Origin of the sequence: Shewanella denitrificans OS217 (assembly GCF_000013765.1) — a bacterium.
Classification (GTDB): domain Bacteria; phylum Pseudomonadota; class Gammaproteobacteria; order Enterobacterales; family Shewanellaceae; genus Shewanella; species Shewanella denitrificans.
The window spans coordinates 2,709,850-2,723,743 of the sequence record NC_007954.1; the positions used below are offsets into that span (position 1 = coordinate 2,709,850).

Genomic DNA, 13,894 nt, shown 5'->3' on the forward strand with positions numbered 1-13,894 from the left:
AAGCAGATGTGTTCTGTTAAACAGTGCTAAGCAAATTCAAATAGGTGACTCAGGTCGCCTATTTTTTTGGACTTAAGATAATCGTAACCAAGATAAATAACCGGAAATTCGCGGGGTTTGACCGTAACTAGCGAGATAGTCGCTAGGAAGGATTGAGAAAATTAATCCGCTGATCGTATTTGTAGTAAATTTTAAGCAAAAAAAAAGCCACAACCTAAGTTGCAGCCTATTTTCAATACTTAGCGCTGGGCTAGGTATTATTAGCCAACTACTGAAACGTTCTCAGCTTGAGGACCTTTTTGACCTTGAGTCACAGTGAAAGACACTTTTTGACCTTCGTCAAGAGTCTTGAAACCGTCAGAGTTGATAGCGCGGAAATGTACGAATACATCTGGGCCAGACTCTTGCTCGATAAATCCAAAACCTTTATCAGAGTTGAACCACTTAACAACACCAGTAACTTGAGACATAATATGAATCCTGTAAAAAAATAATTAAAGCCTTAACGGCGTAGAGCTGGAAAATGCCGGTATTACTTATGTTCACAGGACGAAACTGGTCGTATTGAAACACATAAATATAAGCCCAACTTTCAAGCCTGATAAACTATAAAGCATTTAATCGGGATGTCAACAAACAACAGGATTAACTTCACTTTTTATTCCTAGTCGACAGCTAAGTTGACTGTGTGAGCCTTTAATCTGTTAGCTTATTGATAACTTGACTAATGGTATGACCACCCTCGATGATTGTTTTATTTTGTGAACAGTGAAGTTCAATACCTTAGGGCAGTCGAAAGCTTCCATTTTCAGCAACTGAATTAAGCTGCTGGGTTAAGCAAGGGCAATGCGCCGATACACAGCAATATGGAAATCAAGTTCACAACGTAGGCCCTCATTGGCAAGTTGTGCTTTTTTCTCTTGGGTTAATTTCCATGAGTAGGGGGTCATATTTAAAAAGTGAACAATATCAACAGCATTATCTAAGCTCATCTGAGATTCTAAACGTTGGGTATCGATACACTCAAAGCCTTCTATGCTATCCACCCTGTCCTGATGAGGCTTTGGATACTCATAAATCATTTCTTTGATGGCAAAATGATGCATAGGGCCAGGGGAGACAGTGATCAAGATGCCATTGCCGGCTATGACACGCGCTAATTCTTCCGCTTTAGAAGGGGCATAAATTCTTAACGCAAGATCCACGCTAGCCGCAGCAAAAGGCATTTCATAGGCACTGGCCACACAGAAAGACATCTGTGGATAGCGCTTAGCCGCATAACGGATAGCGGTTTTGGAAATATCCAAACCTTGCAATTGACAGCATGGTCCCTCATCGAGATTGCGCTCTTGCAGGTCTTGATTAAGCGCGGCAAATAACCGGCTCGAGTAGTAGCCTTCGCCGCAGCCCAAATCCAAGATTTGCTTTGCCTTTGGTTTATAACGCAAAGCCAGTGCATTCACCGCATCACTTAATGATTGATAATAACCTTTATTGAGAAACTCCCGGCGAGCCTGCATCATTTCCTTGTTATCGCCTGGATCTTTTGAATTCTTTTTTTGCACTGGCAAGAGATTGACATAACCTTCTTTGGCGCAATCGAATTGATGCCCTTTCAAGCAGGACCAAGTTTTAGTGACTTTAGTTAATTCGCCAGCACACAGGGGACAAAGGTATTGCATCTCATTCACTTTTATTCAAAGGGTGTCATTTAACATTGAGACTCAATAACAGTACTCAATCACTACGCTAAGACTGGCAATTAATGGTGTATTCGCCATAAGCGGGGCTATTATACAGCTTTATCCCCTTGAGGCTTAGTTCTACTTTAAACTCGATAAGTGCTAATATTGCCTCATTCGCTTCATTTGGTTAGTTATTTATGACAACAGCTCTTCAGCCGACCCTGTTTTGGCACGATTATGAAACATTTGGCGCCAATCCTGCTAAAGACAGGCCTTCTCAGTTTGCCGGTATCCGAACCGATCTTGATTTAAACATCATAGGTGAGCCAGAAACCTTCTACTGCAAATTAGCCACAGATTACCTGCCATCACCCGAAGCCATTTTAATCACAGGTATCACGCCACAATTGGCCAATATGAAAGGCATACCTGAAACTGAATTTATGGGCCGCATTAATGCCCTTTTCAGTCAAGAGAATACCTGTGTCGTGGGTTATAACTCGCTGCGCTTTGATGATGAAGTCAGCCGCTATGGTTTTTACCGTAACTTTATCGATCCTTACGCCAGAGAATGGCAAAACGGTAATTCCCGTTGGGACATTATTGATTTAGTGCGTGCTTGTTATGCCTTTAGACCCGATGGTATAAATTGGCCCCGTAAAGAAGATGGCACTGTCAGCTTTAAATTAGAGCTGTTAACCCAAGCCAATGGTCTCAGTCATGAGAAAGCTCACGATGCGATGTCTGATGTGTATGCCACCATCGCCATGGCTAAATTGATTAAACAAGTACAACCTAAGCTGTATGACTACTATTTTAGTTTACGCCGTAAACAAGCTGTAGCGGCGCAAATCGATGTGCTTAAGATGCAGCCTTTGGTGCACGTGAGCTCTAAAATTAGCGCCCTGAATGCCTGTACCACTTTGATTGCCCCTATGGCTTATCATCCCACCAATAAAAATGCCGTATTGTGCGTTAATTTGGCCATGGATATTAGCCCTTTACTGGAATTGTCAGCGGAAGAGATAGCGGCGCGCATGTACACTTCAAGAGCGGACTTAGCCCCTGATGAATTGCCAATCCCGTTAAAGCAAATTCATCTTAATAAGTGCCCTTTTATTGCTTCACCCAAGCTACTCGATGATGACCTAACCTCAAGGCTTAATTTCGATAAAGCTTTTGCCCGCGAGCAATACAAACGTCTTAAACAGCACCCAGAACTCAGAGAGAAATTAGTTGGCGTGTTTGAGCAAACGAAAGAGTTTAACCATAGCGATCCGGATCTCATGCTCTATGGCGGTGGATTCTTTAGTCACGCGGATAAAGCAAAAATGGACATCATACGTCAGACTCAACCGCAGAATTTAGCCGCATTGGACCTTAAATTTGATGATAATCGCATTGCTGAAATGTTATTTCGCTACCGCGGCCGCAATTACCCAGAATTACTTGATCATGACGAATCAGTGCGCTGGCGGGAATTTTGCCAATCTAGACTTGCCGATGCTGATTATGTAATCAAACTAGAGAATTTATTGGAAGCTAGCGCACAAGATGAACACAAACAGAAATTATTAAGAGCACTTTGTCAGTATTTACAAGCACTTTAGTTTAATTTTTGTTATTTTTAGTTTAAGCCAATTACTATTAAGGAACAGGGAAATGCAAAATCGCTTTATTAACAGCATAACCCAATTACCCAAACCGTTAGCCAATGCGCTAATCCCGTTACTGCAACAAGAGTTTTGTGGTCATATCGATGCCCATCAAGTCGCTGAGCTTAAAAAAGCCAGTGGTTTGGCTGAAGCCGATTTACTGCTGGCTCTGCTGCCGATAGCAGCATCTTTAGCCAATCCCAGCATCAGTGAATTTTATGTGGGTGCCATAGCCAAGGGAAGCAGCGGTGATATCTACATGGGAGCCAATTTAGAATTACCCAATGAAGCCCTATTTCACTCAGTGCATGCTGAGCAGAGCGCCATCAGTCATGCATGGCTCTCGGGCGAGACTAAGATAGTGGATATCGTAGTTAACTTCAGCCCTTGCGGCCATTGCCGTCAATTTATGAATGAATTGGTTGAAGGCAGCTTGGTACGAATTCATCTGCCGCAGCAAGAAATTAAACCACTGAGCCACTATTTGCCTTACGCCTTCGGGCCAAGCGATCTGAATGTGACCACGCCATTACTGTCGAAAAGTGAAGTAGAGCTTGCACTTAATTCAGATGATCCCATGATCATCGAAGCCCTAGATCAGGCGGGATTAAGTTACGCTCCCTACACCCAAAGTTATGCAGCCGTGGTATTAGAAACCAAAGACGGTAAAACTTACTGTGGTCGTTATGCCGAAAATGCCGCCTTTAATCCGTCTATGTTGCCCATGCAAATGGCCTTGTCTAACCTAATGCGTCACGACAAGCAATTTAGCGACATCAAGCGTGCGGTATTGGTTGAGTCATCAAAAGGTAAAATTAGCTTAGTCAGCGCCACCATGGATGCTCTCCATGCCGTTGCTGCTGTCGAACTTGAGCACATAGTGGTTGAGCCGCAAATCTAACAGTTTCGATGCTCCCAAATGAACAAGGACAGCCTAGGCTGTCCTTGTTGTTTTTTAAGCAGGTCTCTAGCTCAAGCTGAAATCATCTTAAGTCAAAATTAACGATTTTTTTCGAGTCGTGCCAAAAGGCTTGAGGTATCCCAGCGATTCCCTTTCATCCCTTGCACATCGGCATAGAATTGATCCACTAAGGCGGTTAAGGGCAATTGACTGCCATTGCGGCGGGCTTCATCAAGGGCTATGCCTAAATCTTTACGCATCCAATCGATGGCGAAACCAAAATCGTATTTACCCTGCCACATGGTTTGATAGCGATTTTCCATTTGCCAGCTTTGGGCTGCACCTTTACTAATCACTTCAACCACTTTAATGCCATCAAGCCCAGCGCTTTTAGCAAAATGCAAGCCTTCAGCTAAGCCTTGCACCACACCTGCGATGCAAATTTGATTAACCATCTTAGTTAATTGACCCGCCCCCACGTCACCGAGCAATTCGGCGCAGCGACTGTAAGCGGCGATCACAGGTTTGACTTGTTCAAACTGAGAAAGCTCCCCCCCCATCATCACAGTTAATGCGCCATTTTCGGCCCCGGCTTGACCACCAGAGATGGGCGCATCGAGAAAACCTATATCCTGGGCCTTTAAAACAGCGCCAATTTCACGGGCCACATCGGCAGAAGCCGTAGTATGGTCAACCAAAATACTGCCAGCGTTCATACCGGCTAAAGCGCCATCATCACCCAGCACCACTTGACGTAAATCGTCATCGTTGCCCACACAAGTGAAGACTATCTCCTGCCCCATAGCCGCAAGCTTAGGGCTTGCAGCACTTAAGCCGCCATATTGTTTAACCCAATCTGCAGCGCGCTGCGGGCTACGATTAAAAACGGTCACTTGATGACCTTGCTTAACTAAGTGCCCTGCCATAGGAAACCCCATGACACCTAAACCAATAAATGCAACCTTCGCCATATCATCCTCTAATTATTCTAACCCGCAGGTTTTACATGAGCTTCCATTTCAGCGCCAATACGCTTACGCATGTCCATCAGCCTAAGTGCTGAATCCCTGAGTTTTATATCTTCGCCATCGACGGGGATCCACTCAGGCACTTCACTGGGCTTTCCACCGTCATCCACCGCCACCATGATAACAATACAATGTGTGGTTAGATGACGTTCACTGTCTTTAGGATCGCCTGCTCTCACATCCAGCGCCACGTGCATAGAGGTGGTGCCGGTATAAATTACCTTTGCATTGACTTCAACAATATTACCCACATGGATAGGTTGCACAAAGCGAATGCCACCAGCGTACACTGTTATGCAGTATTTACCGCTCCAGCCTGCAGCACAAGCGTAGGCTGCTAAGTCAATCCATTTCATCACGGCGCCGCCGTGAACCTTGCCGCCAAAATTCACATCCGCAGGCTCGGCTAAAAATCTCAAGGTTAACGCTCTGTCTTTTCCTGCCATCGCTTATTGCTCCCAAGGGCTATGCGTATCGTATTGACGGGGTAATTTTGGCATAAAAAAAGCACCTAAGGTGCTTTTTTTATGCATATCACGGGTTTATTCTCAAGCCAGTGTCACTGTAAGCCAGTGTCACTTTCTGATTAATCTTCCCAGCGTTTAAACAGCAAAGAGCCGTTAGTGCCGCCAAAACCAAATGAGTTACATAATGCATAATCGAAACTGTGAGCACGTGAAGTATGGGCAACAAAATCCAGATCGCAGCCTTCATCTGGGTTGTCCAAATTGATGGTGGGCGGGACCTGTTGATCCCTCAATGCCAGCAAAGTGATAATCGCTTCAACGGCACCTGCTGCACCTAATAGGTGACCTGTCATCGATTTAGTCGAACTCACCAATAACTTATAGGCATGCGCTTCAAACACGGCTTTAACTGCCGCCGCTTCGGCCTTATCCCCAGCAGGCGTCGACGTGCCGTGTGCGTTGATATAGCCCACAAGCTCCTTAGCTATCTGACCATCATTAATGGCATTGACCATAGCGGCAGCCGCCCCAGCACCATCTGCTGGCGGTGATGTCATATGGAACGCATCACCACTCATGCCAAAACCAATCAGCTCGCCGTAAATTTTAGCGCCGCGGGCCTTAGCGTGTTCATATTCTTCCATGACCATGACACCCGCGCCATCACCGATGACAAAACCGTCTCTGTCTTTATCCCATGGACGACTTGCTGCCTGTGGGTTCTCATTGCGAGTGGATAACGCCTTAGCGGCGTTAAACCCTGCGACACCCAAAGGACTGGTGACATCTTCTGCGCCGCCAGCAAGCATCACATCCGCATCACCGTAAGCAATGGTGCGGGCTGCAAAACCGATATTATGCACGCCTGTGGTACAAGCTGTGGTCACTGCAAAATTGGGGCCTGTCATGCCGTACATGATAGATAAATGACCGGCTATCATATTAATAATGGTACTAGGGACAAAAAATGGTGACACCTTGCGCGGGCCGCCATTAAGTAGCGCCGAATGGCCTTGCTCAATCAGCCACATGCCGCCCATACCAGCCCCGATAGCTGTGCCTACGCGGGCAGGATTTTCTTGGGTCATATCTAAGCCTGAATCTTTCAAGGCTTGGATGCCAGCAGCCATACCGTATTGGATAAATAAATCCATCTTACGGGCATCTTTCTTCGTCAGGTACTGTTCGACATCAAAATCTTTAACCGAACCGCTAAAACGAGTGCCAAATTCAGTAGCATCAAACTTGGTGATGGGGGCGATACCGCTCTGCCCTGCCAATAAGGCCTTCCAAGAAGACTCCACATCATTACCAACCGGGGTCACTAAGCCTAAGCCTGTGATCACAACGCGACGTTTAGTCATAGTATTCACCTTCATTGTTATGCTTAACAAAACGAGTTTATATTTGACCGTTTATTCCGAGTGAGTCTGAAATAAGGCATAGAGGTTCAGGCTGGGAATTGAGACAGGATAAACGGTGTGTGAGGGTTTGCTAAAGCGGCTGTGGCTATTTGGCTTAAGCGCAATAGCAGAAACAAAAACAGGCGGCATAAATGCCGCCTGTTTTTGTAATATCTAGATTACTGATTCTTAGAAACGTAATCGATCGCTGCTTGAACAGTAGTGATCTTTTCCGCTTCTTCATCAGGGATCTCGGTATCAAACTCTTCTTCTAGAGCCATTACCAATTCAACTGTGTCTAGAGAATCTGCGCCTAAATCGTCAACGAAAGATGCCGCTGATTTAACGTCTTCTTCTTTAACGCCTAGTTGTTCAATGATGATTTTCTTTACACGTTCTTCGATGTTGCTCATTAGTTTCTTTCCTATTCAAATTACGCACTTGCGTAAGATTGCGAGTAGTTTATTCGATCCAGCTGACAATGCAAGCTTAGTTTTTGTGGTCTAACCACGACAATAAGCAATGAATAGAACTGGATCGAGACTCAATTAAAGGTAGTTAATCTACCATCGCTCTTAAACCATGTACATGCCGCCATTCACATGTAATGTCTCACCTGTGATATAAGCAGCTGAATCCGAGGCCAAAAACAATACTGCGTTGGCAATTTCTTGCGCTTGCCCTAAACGTTCCATCGGAACTTGCGACATGATAGCTTGTTGCTGCTCAGGAGTCAGCTCATCTGTCATATCTGTCTGAATAAAACCTGGTGCAACTGCATTAACCGTTATTTGACGTGATGCAACCTCTCTTGCAAGAGATTTAGTAAATCCAATTAATCCAGCCTTAGCCGCCGAGTAATTAACTTGGCCAGCGTTGCCCATGGTGCCCACGACAGAACCGATACTGATGATCCGGCCAAAACGCTTTTTCATCATGGTTCGCATCACAGGCTTAGACAGCTTGAAAAGCGACGTCAGGTTAGTGTCGATAATATCCTGCCACTCTTCATCTTTCATTCGCATCAATAAATTGTCACGAGTGATACCCGCATTATTCACGAGAATATCAACATCGCCAGCTTTTTCTTTAATTTGGGCAAATAAATCTGTAACTGATTGAGTATCTGTGACATTAAGCACTAAGCCAAAGCCTTTTGCACCTAAATAATCTTGAATTGCTGCCGCGCCTTTGTCGCTGGTTGCAGTGCCGATAACCACAGCACCTGCATCAACTAAGGTTTCAGCGATCGCGCGGCCAATACCACGGCTAGCGCCTGTCACTAGGGCAACTTTGCCCTCTAAATTAATGCTAAAGCTCATTGGAACTCCTTATTCAGTTAATGCCGCAAATGAAGCCGCATCATTGACCGCTTGAGCGGAAACAGATTTATTAATTCTTTTTGTTAAGCCTGTCAGTACTTTACCTGGGCCGCATTCAACTAATTGATCAATGCCTTGAGATGCCATCAATTCAACAGTCTCACTCCAACGCACTGGACAATAAAGCTGACGCACTAGGGCATCTTTTATATCGTCGCCTTGGGTAGGCATGGCGACATCCACATTATTGATAACCTTGATAGCTGGCTCATTAAAGGTGATGCTCTGAAGTGCTTCGGCTAATTTGTCTGCTGCAGGTTTCATTAAGGCGCAGTGCGATGGCACGCTTACAGGTAATGCCACAGTCATTTTAGCGCCAGCAGCCTTACATGCAGCAGCGGCGCGCTCAACGGCATCTTTTTCGCCAGCTATCACCACTTGACCTGGACTATTAAAATTCACTGGACTCACAACAGCGCCTTGCGCCGCATCGATACAGGCTTTAGCAATGGCCTCGTCTTCTAACCCTATGATGGCATACATGGCGCCAGTACCCGCTGGAACAGCTTGCTGCATCAGTTGGCCGCGAAGCTCTACTAACTTAACCGCGTCTTTAAAATCAATAACCCCTGCACAGACTAACGCAGAGTATTCACCTAAACTGTGGCCCGCAAGCACTGAGGGCTGTGGCTTACCTGTGGCGATAAAGGCACGCCAAATGGCGACGCTGGCAGCCAAGAGTGCAGGCTGAGTCTTATCTGTTTCATTTAATGTCTCAGCCGGACCCGCTTGGATAAGCGCCCATAGATCATAACCTAAGGCTTCACTGGCTTCAGTAAATGTACTAGTGACTATTGGCTGTACTTGAGCCAAATCCGCTAACATTCCTACGACCTGAGACCCCTGGCCCGGAAACACAAACGCAAAATTTTCCATTTTGTTACCTTTAATTACTCAGTGTTTATTTAATCGATGTTTTACTCGCTATTCCCCTAGGCCACAACCTAATGAACACAGTTAACGACTAAAACTTACTTAACAAAATACCTAACAAATTCAATTAGAAACGCACTAATAACTAGAAACGTACTAAGGCACTGCCCCAGGCAAATCCAGCTCCAAAGGCTTCTAGTAACAATAATTGACCACGTTGAATTCGGCCATCACGCACGGCTTCGTCCAAAGCGATAGGCACTGAGGCCGCTGAAGTATTGCCGTGTTTTGCCAAGGTTAATACCACTTTATCTAAACTCATGTTGAGCTTTTTCGCTGTGGCATTAATGATCCTGAAATTCGCTTGATGAGGCACTAACCAATCAATGTCTGATTTATCGACATTATTGAGTCGCAAGGTTTCAGTCACTACATGGGATAATTGAGTAACGGCGACTTTAAAAACGTCATTGCCTTTCATGGTCATAAAGCCCATGGCAGCTGTTGACTCCCCTAAACGAGGCGGGAAAGCGCATTTTAATAGATCGGCCTGGCGGCCATCGGCATAGATGTGAGTCGCTATAATGCCAGGTTCAGTGCTGGCGCCAATCACAGCGGCGCCAGCGCCATCGCCAAATAAAATAATCGTGCTTCTGTCTTCTGGGGCACACAGGCGTGATAATACGTCTGCACCTATCACTAACACTTTTTTAGCTGCACCCGTTTTTACGAATTGATCAGCAACAGATAACGCATAAACGAAGCCTGAGCAAGCGGCGGCTATATCAAATGCTGGGATAGTGTTCACCCCGAGCAGCGCTTGAATTTCACAGGCCGCGGCAGGAAAAGCATTAGTCGCACTTGTGGTGCCACAGACAATCATATCCAGTTCACTGGCTTCGATACCTGCCATCTCTAAGGCTTTTAATGCAGCCTGATAACCCATGGTTGAAACCGACTCGTCAGCGGCCGCGATACGGCGCTCAGAGATACCCGTTCGTTCAACAATCCATTGGTCATTGGTATCAACCATTTTTTCTAGATCAAGATTGCTACGCACTTGCACAGGAAGATAACTGCCTGTTCCGAGAATTTTTGTATGCATATTTGGGATCAGCTATTGATGTCTAAAAGAATCGACTCCAAACGATCTTTAATCATTTCAGGAAGACGACGTTTGGCTTCTGTCACGGCAAGATTAACAGCTTGTAAGTAAGCGGCTTCATCGGCATTGCCGTGACTCTTCACCACGATTCCGCGCAATCCTATCAGACTTGCACCATTATAGTGGTCGGGGTTCATCTTGCTGAGTACTGCATGTATACGGGGAGCGATGAGTTTGGAGAGAAAACGAACAAATAATCCTTGATTTAGTCCACGTTTTAATTCGCTGACCAATAATTTTGCGATGCCTTCCGAGGTTTTCAGGGTGATATTGCCCACAAAGCCGTCACAGACGATGACATCGACATTGCCTGTGTAGATCTCATCACCTTCCACAAAGCCGGTGTAATTAACTTGTTCTGTATGATGCAAAAGTTGAGCTGCCTGCTGAACTTGATCGTTACCTTTGACTTCCTCCACCCCAACATTCAGCAACGCAACTTTAGGGCGCGAGGTCTTATGTACAACCTCATATAGCACAGAGCCCATCACGGCAAACTGGAATAACGCCTCAGAATCACAGGAAACATTGGCGCCTAAATCGAGTAAGTATACGGGTCTACCTGTCATAGATGGCAAACTACTGACTAACGCAGGCCTGTCGACGCCAGGCAAGGTTTTTAATAAGACTTTAGCCATGGCCATCAAGGCACCTGTGTTACCCGCACTGACGCAAGCTTGTGCTTTACCGTCGCGGACTAACTCTAAGGCAAGACGCATTGAGCTGTTTTTCTTGGTGCGCAGGGCTAAAACAGGCCTGTCACACATGTTAACAACTTCAGTGGTATGAATAATTTGAATGCGGGATAGAAAAATGCCAGCGCTATGCTGTAGATGTCGTTCAATTTCGGTCTTGTCGCCGACCAAAATGATTTTTAGCTGAGAGTGAAATTTCAGTGCCTGCAGGGCTGCAGGCACAGTGACGTGGGGGCCGTGATCGCCCCCCATTGCATCTAACGCAAGCGTCAGATCCGTCGTCATCGGTTAATCAACAATTACTTGTTGATAACCTTTTTGCCGCGGTAGAAACCATCTGCAGTCACGTTGTGACGTAGATGTAATTCACCGCTAGTTGCGTCTACAGATAATTGAGCTGTGCTCAATGCATCGTGTGAACGGCGCATGCCGCGCTTTGAACGTGATTTTTTATTCTGTTGTACAGCCATTGGACCTGTCTCCTAGATTACTTGCTCTTCAGTTTTTCTAACACTGCAAACGGATTTGGACGCTCCTCATGAGCGGGGTCGATCGCGCCTACAGCTATGTCTTTCGCTCCCAAATGGCATTCAGAATCTTCATGCATTGGGATAATAGGCATAGCGACTATCAATTCATCTTCAATCAATTGATGCAGACGTACTTCACCAATCTCATTACACTCAATTGGATCATACGCATCCGGGAGCTCATCGATTTTCGCCTGGTCCTTACAAGGACTCAAACAAAACTCGACCGTAACCTCAGTGGTATATAGTGTCATGCAACGTTGACATATCAGAGTGAGCTCCGTCACAGCCTTCCCGCGAAGGTAGACTATCCCCTGTAAATCGACATCACATTCCAACGACACTGTCACATCGGAACAGTCGCCGGCACATAATTCATTCAATCTTTTTACATTTTTGCTTGGCACTATGCCGTTAAAGCGCAGATGACTGCTAGCTGAACGTATAGGATCGATTGAAACCGGTATCTTTACTGTTTGCATAAGGCGCGCATATTATAGTTTGAAAAGGTTAGAGTCAAAGAAAATTTAGCTTAAGACATTGCAAATTACAGATTAATGTCGAGCTGGCTCTTCTTTAAACACCAACATTTAATTGACCGAAGTGAAATTTTACCCAAGCATGCCCATGAGCACAAGCCAATAGCGCTTAAAAATACTGCTTTTGAACCAAAGAAGTGGGTAAAATACTGGCGTCGCTCAACAAACATAAGATTAAAAAATGAAAACTACGCTGATCCTCGCTTCCACTTCTCCCTACAGGCAGCAATTATTACAAAAACTGACGCCAAATTTTACTTGTGTAAGCCCTGAAGTGGATGAAACGCCACTGGCAGATGAAACCGCGCAAGCATTAGTGGTGAGGCTTGCTCAAGCGAAAGCCATAGCCGGTGCTGAACGTTATTTAGCAGAACTTGGGCTCAGTAACCTTCACACAGCCGCAGAAGCCTTAGTGATTGGCTCAGATCAAGTGGCGGTTATTGACGGGGCTATTATCGGCAAACCCTTAACTCAGGCCAATGCTATCAACCAGCTTCAGCAAGCTTCGGGAAAAGCCATCACCTTTTATACTGGCCTTGCTGTTTATAATAGCCACAGCCATAAAATGACTTGTGAAATAGTACCTTTCACTGTGCATTTTAGAACCCTGAGCCTAGCTCAAATAACGTATTACGTGGAAACAGAGCTGCCCCTGTACTGCGCAGGCAGTTTTAAGAGTGAAGGGTTAGGCATTGCCTTATTTGAGCGCTTAGAAGGCGACGATCCCAATACCTTAATAGGCCTGCCTCTAATAGCACTGATCGATATGTTAGCCGAGCACGGTGAGACAGTGCTCAGTTAACAGTGCTCAGTTAAATGATAAAGGTTAGAGCAAGTACACAATAACAAGCAGATAAGATGGTAAGGAATAGCTAACAGTCGAAGGCACTGTTTGAGTAGAAGGGTGTTTTATTAGCACGACCTATAAATGCGCCAATATTTGGCTGGCGCAGTGCACTACCGCTTTGGGAGACTGGCTAAGCAATTTTCCCTCTTTATGGGCACCATAACTCACGCCAATGCAATGCATGCCCGCATGATTGGCCATGGTTAAATCTAGTACTGAATCACCAATCATCACAGCCCTCTGGGCAGGGATATCGAACTCAGCCAGCAACGACTGCAACATTTGCGGATGGGGCTTACTCTTTGCCTCATCGGCGGTGCGACTTGCTGCAAAGTAGTGGCCTATGCCGGTAACGCCAAGCACGCGTTCAAGGCCACCCCGCCCCTTCCCTGTCGCAATAGCTAAAGTGACCCCAGCAGCTGTTAACTGCTTAAGTAAATCTTCTACGCCATAAAATAATGGACTGGGCACAGCTTCAAGGGCTAAATAATGCTTTTTATAACTCGTTAAAATGTCATCAAACAAGCTTTGATGACCTGCAAACAAGATAGGCAATACCTGCTGCATGGATAAACCGATAATATCCCGCACCGCCTCTTCTGTGGGAATGGGGATATTCAACTCTTGAGCCACAGACTGCAAACTAGTAACGATTTTGGCCACTGAGTCCATCAAGGTGCCATCCCAGTCGAAAATCACTAAATCGTATTGCCTGCTATTCATG

At 45.5% G+C, this 13,894-nt stretch carries 16 protein-coding genes; 3 read left to right on the forward strand and 13 right to left on the reverse strand.

Going from position 1 to position 13,894, the window contains the following annotated elements; translation table 11 throughout:
* Positions 1 to 260: 260 nt before the first annotated feature.
* Both SDEN_RS11855 and rlmA read right to left on the reverse strand, forming a co-directional pair.
* The gene (locus SDEN_RS11855) at positions 261 to 470 is read right to left on the reverse strand and encodes a cold-shock protein (RefSeq protein WP_011496716.1); all 210 of its coding nucleotides are present in this window, start codon (positions 468 to 470) and stop codon (positions 261 to 263) included.
* Positions 471 to 833: 363 nt separating this feature from the next.
* Positions 834 to 1,682: a 23S rRNA (guanine(745)-N(1))-methyltransferase gene (gene rlmA, locus SDEN_RS11860; RefSeq protein ID WP_011496717.1), complete on the reverse strand. Its 849-nt coding sequence runs from the start codon at positions 1,680 to 1,682 to the stop codon at positions 834 to 836.
* 200 nt (positions 1,683 to 1,882) lie between these two features.
* Between rlmA and sbcB the strand changes: the two genes are divergently transcribed.
* Positions 1,883 to 3,295 (forward strand): exodeoxyribonuclease I, encoded by a 1,413-nt coding sequence (sbcB, locus tag SDEN_RS11865; RefSeq protein ID WP_011496718.1) that lies wholly within the window; start codon positions 1,883 to 1,885, stop codon positions 3,293 to 3,295.
* A 52-nt stretch (positions 3,296 to 3,347) separates the two neighbouring features.
* Complete coding sequence (cdd, locus tag SDEN_RS11870) at positions 3,348 to 4,241, forward strand: cytidine deaminase (RefSeq protein WP_011496719.1); 894 nt, start codon at positions 3,348 to 3,350, stop codon at positions 4,239 to 4,241.
* Positions 4,242 to 4,339: 98 nt separating this feature from the next.
* On the opposite strand, the gene SDEN_RS11875 is transcribed toward cdd, so the two are convergent.
* The 10 genes from SDEN_RS11875 to yceD form a co-directional block, all read right to left on the reverse strand.
* Positions 4,340 to 5,212 carry an NAD(P)-dependent oxidoreductase gene (locus SDEN_RS11875; protein WP_011496720.1) on the reverse strand — a complete coding sequence of 291 codons (873 nt, stop codon included), beginning with the start codon at positions 5,210 to 5,212 and terminating at the stop codon, positions 4,340 to 4,342.
* A gap of 17 nt (positions 5,213 to 5,229) precedes the next feature.
* Positions 5,230 to 5,715, reverse strand: a complete 486-nt coding sequence (locus SDEN_RS11880; RefSeq protein ID WP_011496721.1) for an acyl-CoA thioesterase — start codon at positions 5,713 to 5,715, stop codon at positions 5,230 to 5,232.
* Between the two features lie 140 nt (positions 5,716 to 5,855).
* The gene (fabF, locus tag SDEN_RS11885; RefSeq protein ID WP_011496722.1) at positions 5,856 to 7,100 is read right to left on the reverse strand and encodes a beta-ketoacyl-ACP synthase II; all 1,245 of its coding nucleotides are present in this window, start codon (positions 7,098 to 7,100) and stop codon (positions 5,856 to 5,858) included.
* Positions 7,101 to 7,318: 218 nt separating this feature from the next.
* Positions 7,319 to 7,552: an acyl carrier protein gene (gene acpP, locus SDEN_RS11890; protein ID WP_011496723.1), complete on the reverse strand. Its 234-nt coding sequence runs from the start codon at positions 7,550 to 7,552 to the stop codon at positions 7,319 to 7,321.
* Between the two features lie 162 nt (positions 7,553 to 7,714).
* The gene (gene fabG, locus SDEN_RS11895; RefSeq protein WP_198134649.1) at positions 7,715 to 8,449 is read right to left on the reverse strand and encodes a 3-oxoacyl-ACP reductase FabG; all 735 of its coding nucleotides are present in this window, start codon (positions 8,447 to 8,449) and stop codon (positions 7,715 to 7,717) included.
* 21 nt (positions 8,450 to 8,470) lie between these two features.
* Positions 8,471 to 9,397 carry an ACP S-malonyltransferase gene (gene fabD / locus SDEN_RS11900; protein ID WP_011496725.1) on the reverse strand — a complete coding sequence of 309 codons (927 nt, stop codon included), beginning with the start codon at positions 9,395 to 9,397 and terminating at the stop codon, positions 8,471 to 8,473.
* A 142-nt stretch (positions 9,398 to 9,539) separates the two neighbouring features.
* Positions 9,540 to 10,499 (reverse strand): beta-ketoacyl-ACP synthase III, encoded by a 960-nt coding sequence (locus SDEN_RS11905; protein WP_011496726.1) that lies wholly within the window; start codon positions 10,497 to 10,499, stop codon positions 9,540 to 9,542.
* Positions 10,500 to 10,507: 8 nt separating this feature from the next.
* Entirely contained in the window at positions 10,508 to 11,539 is a 1,032-nt protein-coding gene (plsX, locus tag SDEN_RS11910) for a phosphate acyltransferase PlsX (RefSeq protein ID WP_011496727.1), read from the reverse strand.
* Between the two features lie 14 nt (positions 11,540 to 11,553).
* Positions 11,554 to 11,724, reverse strand: a complete 171-nt coding sequence (gene rpmF, locus SDEN_RS11915; protein ID WP_011496728.1) for a 50S ribosomal protein L32 — start codon at positions 11,722 to 11,724, stop codon at positions 11,554 to 11,556.
* A gap of 17 nt (positions 11,725 to 11,741) precedes the next feature.
* Positions 11,742 to 12,266, reverse strand: a complete 525-nt coding sequence (yceD, locus tag SDEN_RS11920; RefSeq protein WP_011496729.1) for a 23S rRNA accumulation protein YceD — start codon at positions 12,264 to 12,266, stop codon at positions 11,742 to 11,744.
* Between the two features lie 238 nt (positions 12,267 to 12,504).
* On the opposite strand from yceD, the gene SDEN_RS11925 reads away from it, so the two are divergent.
* Positions 12,505 to 13,125 carry a Maf family protein gene (locus SDEN_RS11925; RefSeq protein WP_011496730.1) on the forward strand — a complete coding sequence of 207 codons (621 nt, stop codon included), beginning with the start codon at positions 12,505 to 12,507 and terminating at the stop codon, positions 13,123 to 13,125.
* Between the two features lie 120 nt (positions 13,126 to 13,245).
* Here SDEN_RS11925 and SDEN_RS11930 read toward each other — a convergent pair whose 3' ends face one another.
* Complete coding sequence (locus tag SDEN_RS11930) at positions 13,246 to 13,893, reverse strand: HAD family hydrolase (protein WP_011496731.1); 648 nt, start codon at positions 13,891 to 13,893, stop codon at positions 13,246 to 13,248.
* Position 13,894: the final 1 nt, after the last annotated feature.

Bases quoted from the DNA above. Each gene is read 5' to 3' on its own strand.
- plsX (WP_011496727.1), bottom strand. From the start codon at position 11,539: ATGACGACGGATCTGACGCTTGCGTTAGATGCAATGGGGGGCGATCAC.
- rlmA (WP_011496717.1), bottom strand. From the start codon at position 1,682: ATGCAATACCTTTGTCCCCTGTGTGCTGGCGAATTAACTAAAGTCACT.
- sbcB (WP_011496718.1), top strand. From the start codon at position 1,883: ATGACAACAGCTCTTCAGCCGACCCTGTTTTGGCACGATTATGAAACA.
- fabD (WP_011496725.1), bottom strand. From the start codon at position 9,397: ATGGAAAATTTTGCGTTTGTGTTTCCGGGCCAGGGGTCTCAGGTCGTA.
- SDEN_RS11855 (WP_011496716.1), bottom strand. From the start codon at position 470: ATGTCTCAAGTTACTGGTGTTGTTAAGTGGTTCAACTCTGATAAAGGT.
- SDEN_RS11930 (WP_011496731.1), bottom strand. From the start codon at position 13,893: ATGAATAGCAGGCAATACGATTTAGTGATTTTCGACTGGGATGGCACC.
- yceD (WP_011496729.1), bottom strand. From the start codon at position 12,266: ATGCAAACAGTAAAGATACCGGTTTCAATCGATCCTATACGTTCAGCT.
- fabF (WP_011496722.1), bottom strand. From the start codon at position 7,100: ATGACTAAACGTCGCGTTGTGATCACAGGCTTAGGCTTAGTGACCCCG.
- SDEN_RS11880 (WP_011496721.1), bottom strand. From the start codon at position 5,715: ATGGCAGGAAAAGACAGAGCGTTAACCTTGAGATTTTTAGCCGAGCCT.
- SDEN_RS11875 (WP_011496720.1), bottom strand. From the start codon at position 5,212: ATGGCGAAGGTTGCATTTATTGGTTTAGGTGTCATGGGGTTTCCTATG.
- SDEN_RS11905 (WP_011496726.1), bottom strand. From the start codon at position 10,499: ATGCATACAAAAATTCTCGGAACAGGCAGTTATCTTCCTGTGCAAGTG.
- SDEN_RS11925 (WP_011496730.1), top strand. From the start codon at position 12,505: ATGAAAACTACGCTGATCCTCGCTTCCACTTCTCCCTACAGGCAGCAA.
- rpmF (WP_011496728.1), bottom strand. From the start codon at position 11,724: ATGGCTGTACAACAGAATAAAAAATCACGTTCAAAGCGCGGCATGCGC.
- cdd (WP_011496719.1), top strand. From the start codon at position 3,348: ATGCAAAATCGCTTTATTAACAGCATAACCCAATTACCCAAACCGTTA.
- acpP (WP_011496723.1), bottom strand. From the start codon at position 7,552: ATGAGCAACATCGAAGAACGTGTAAAGAAAATCATCATTGAACAACTA.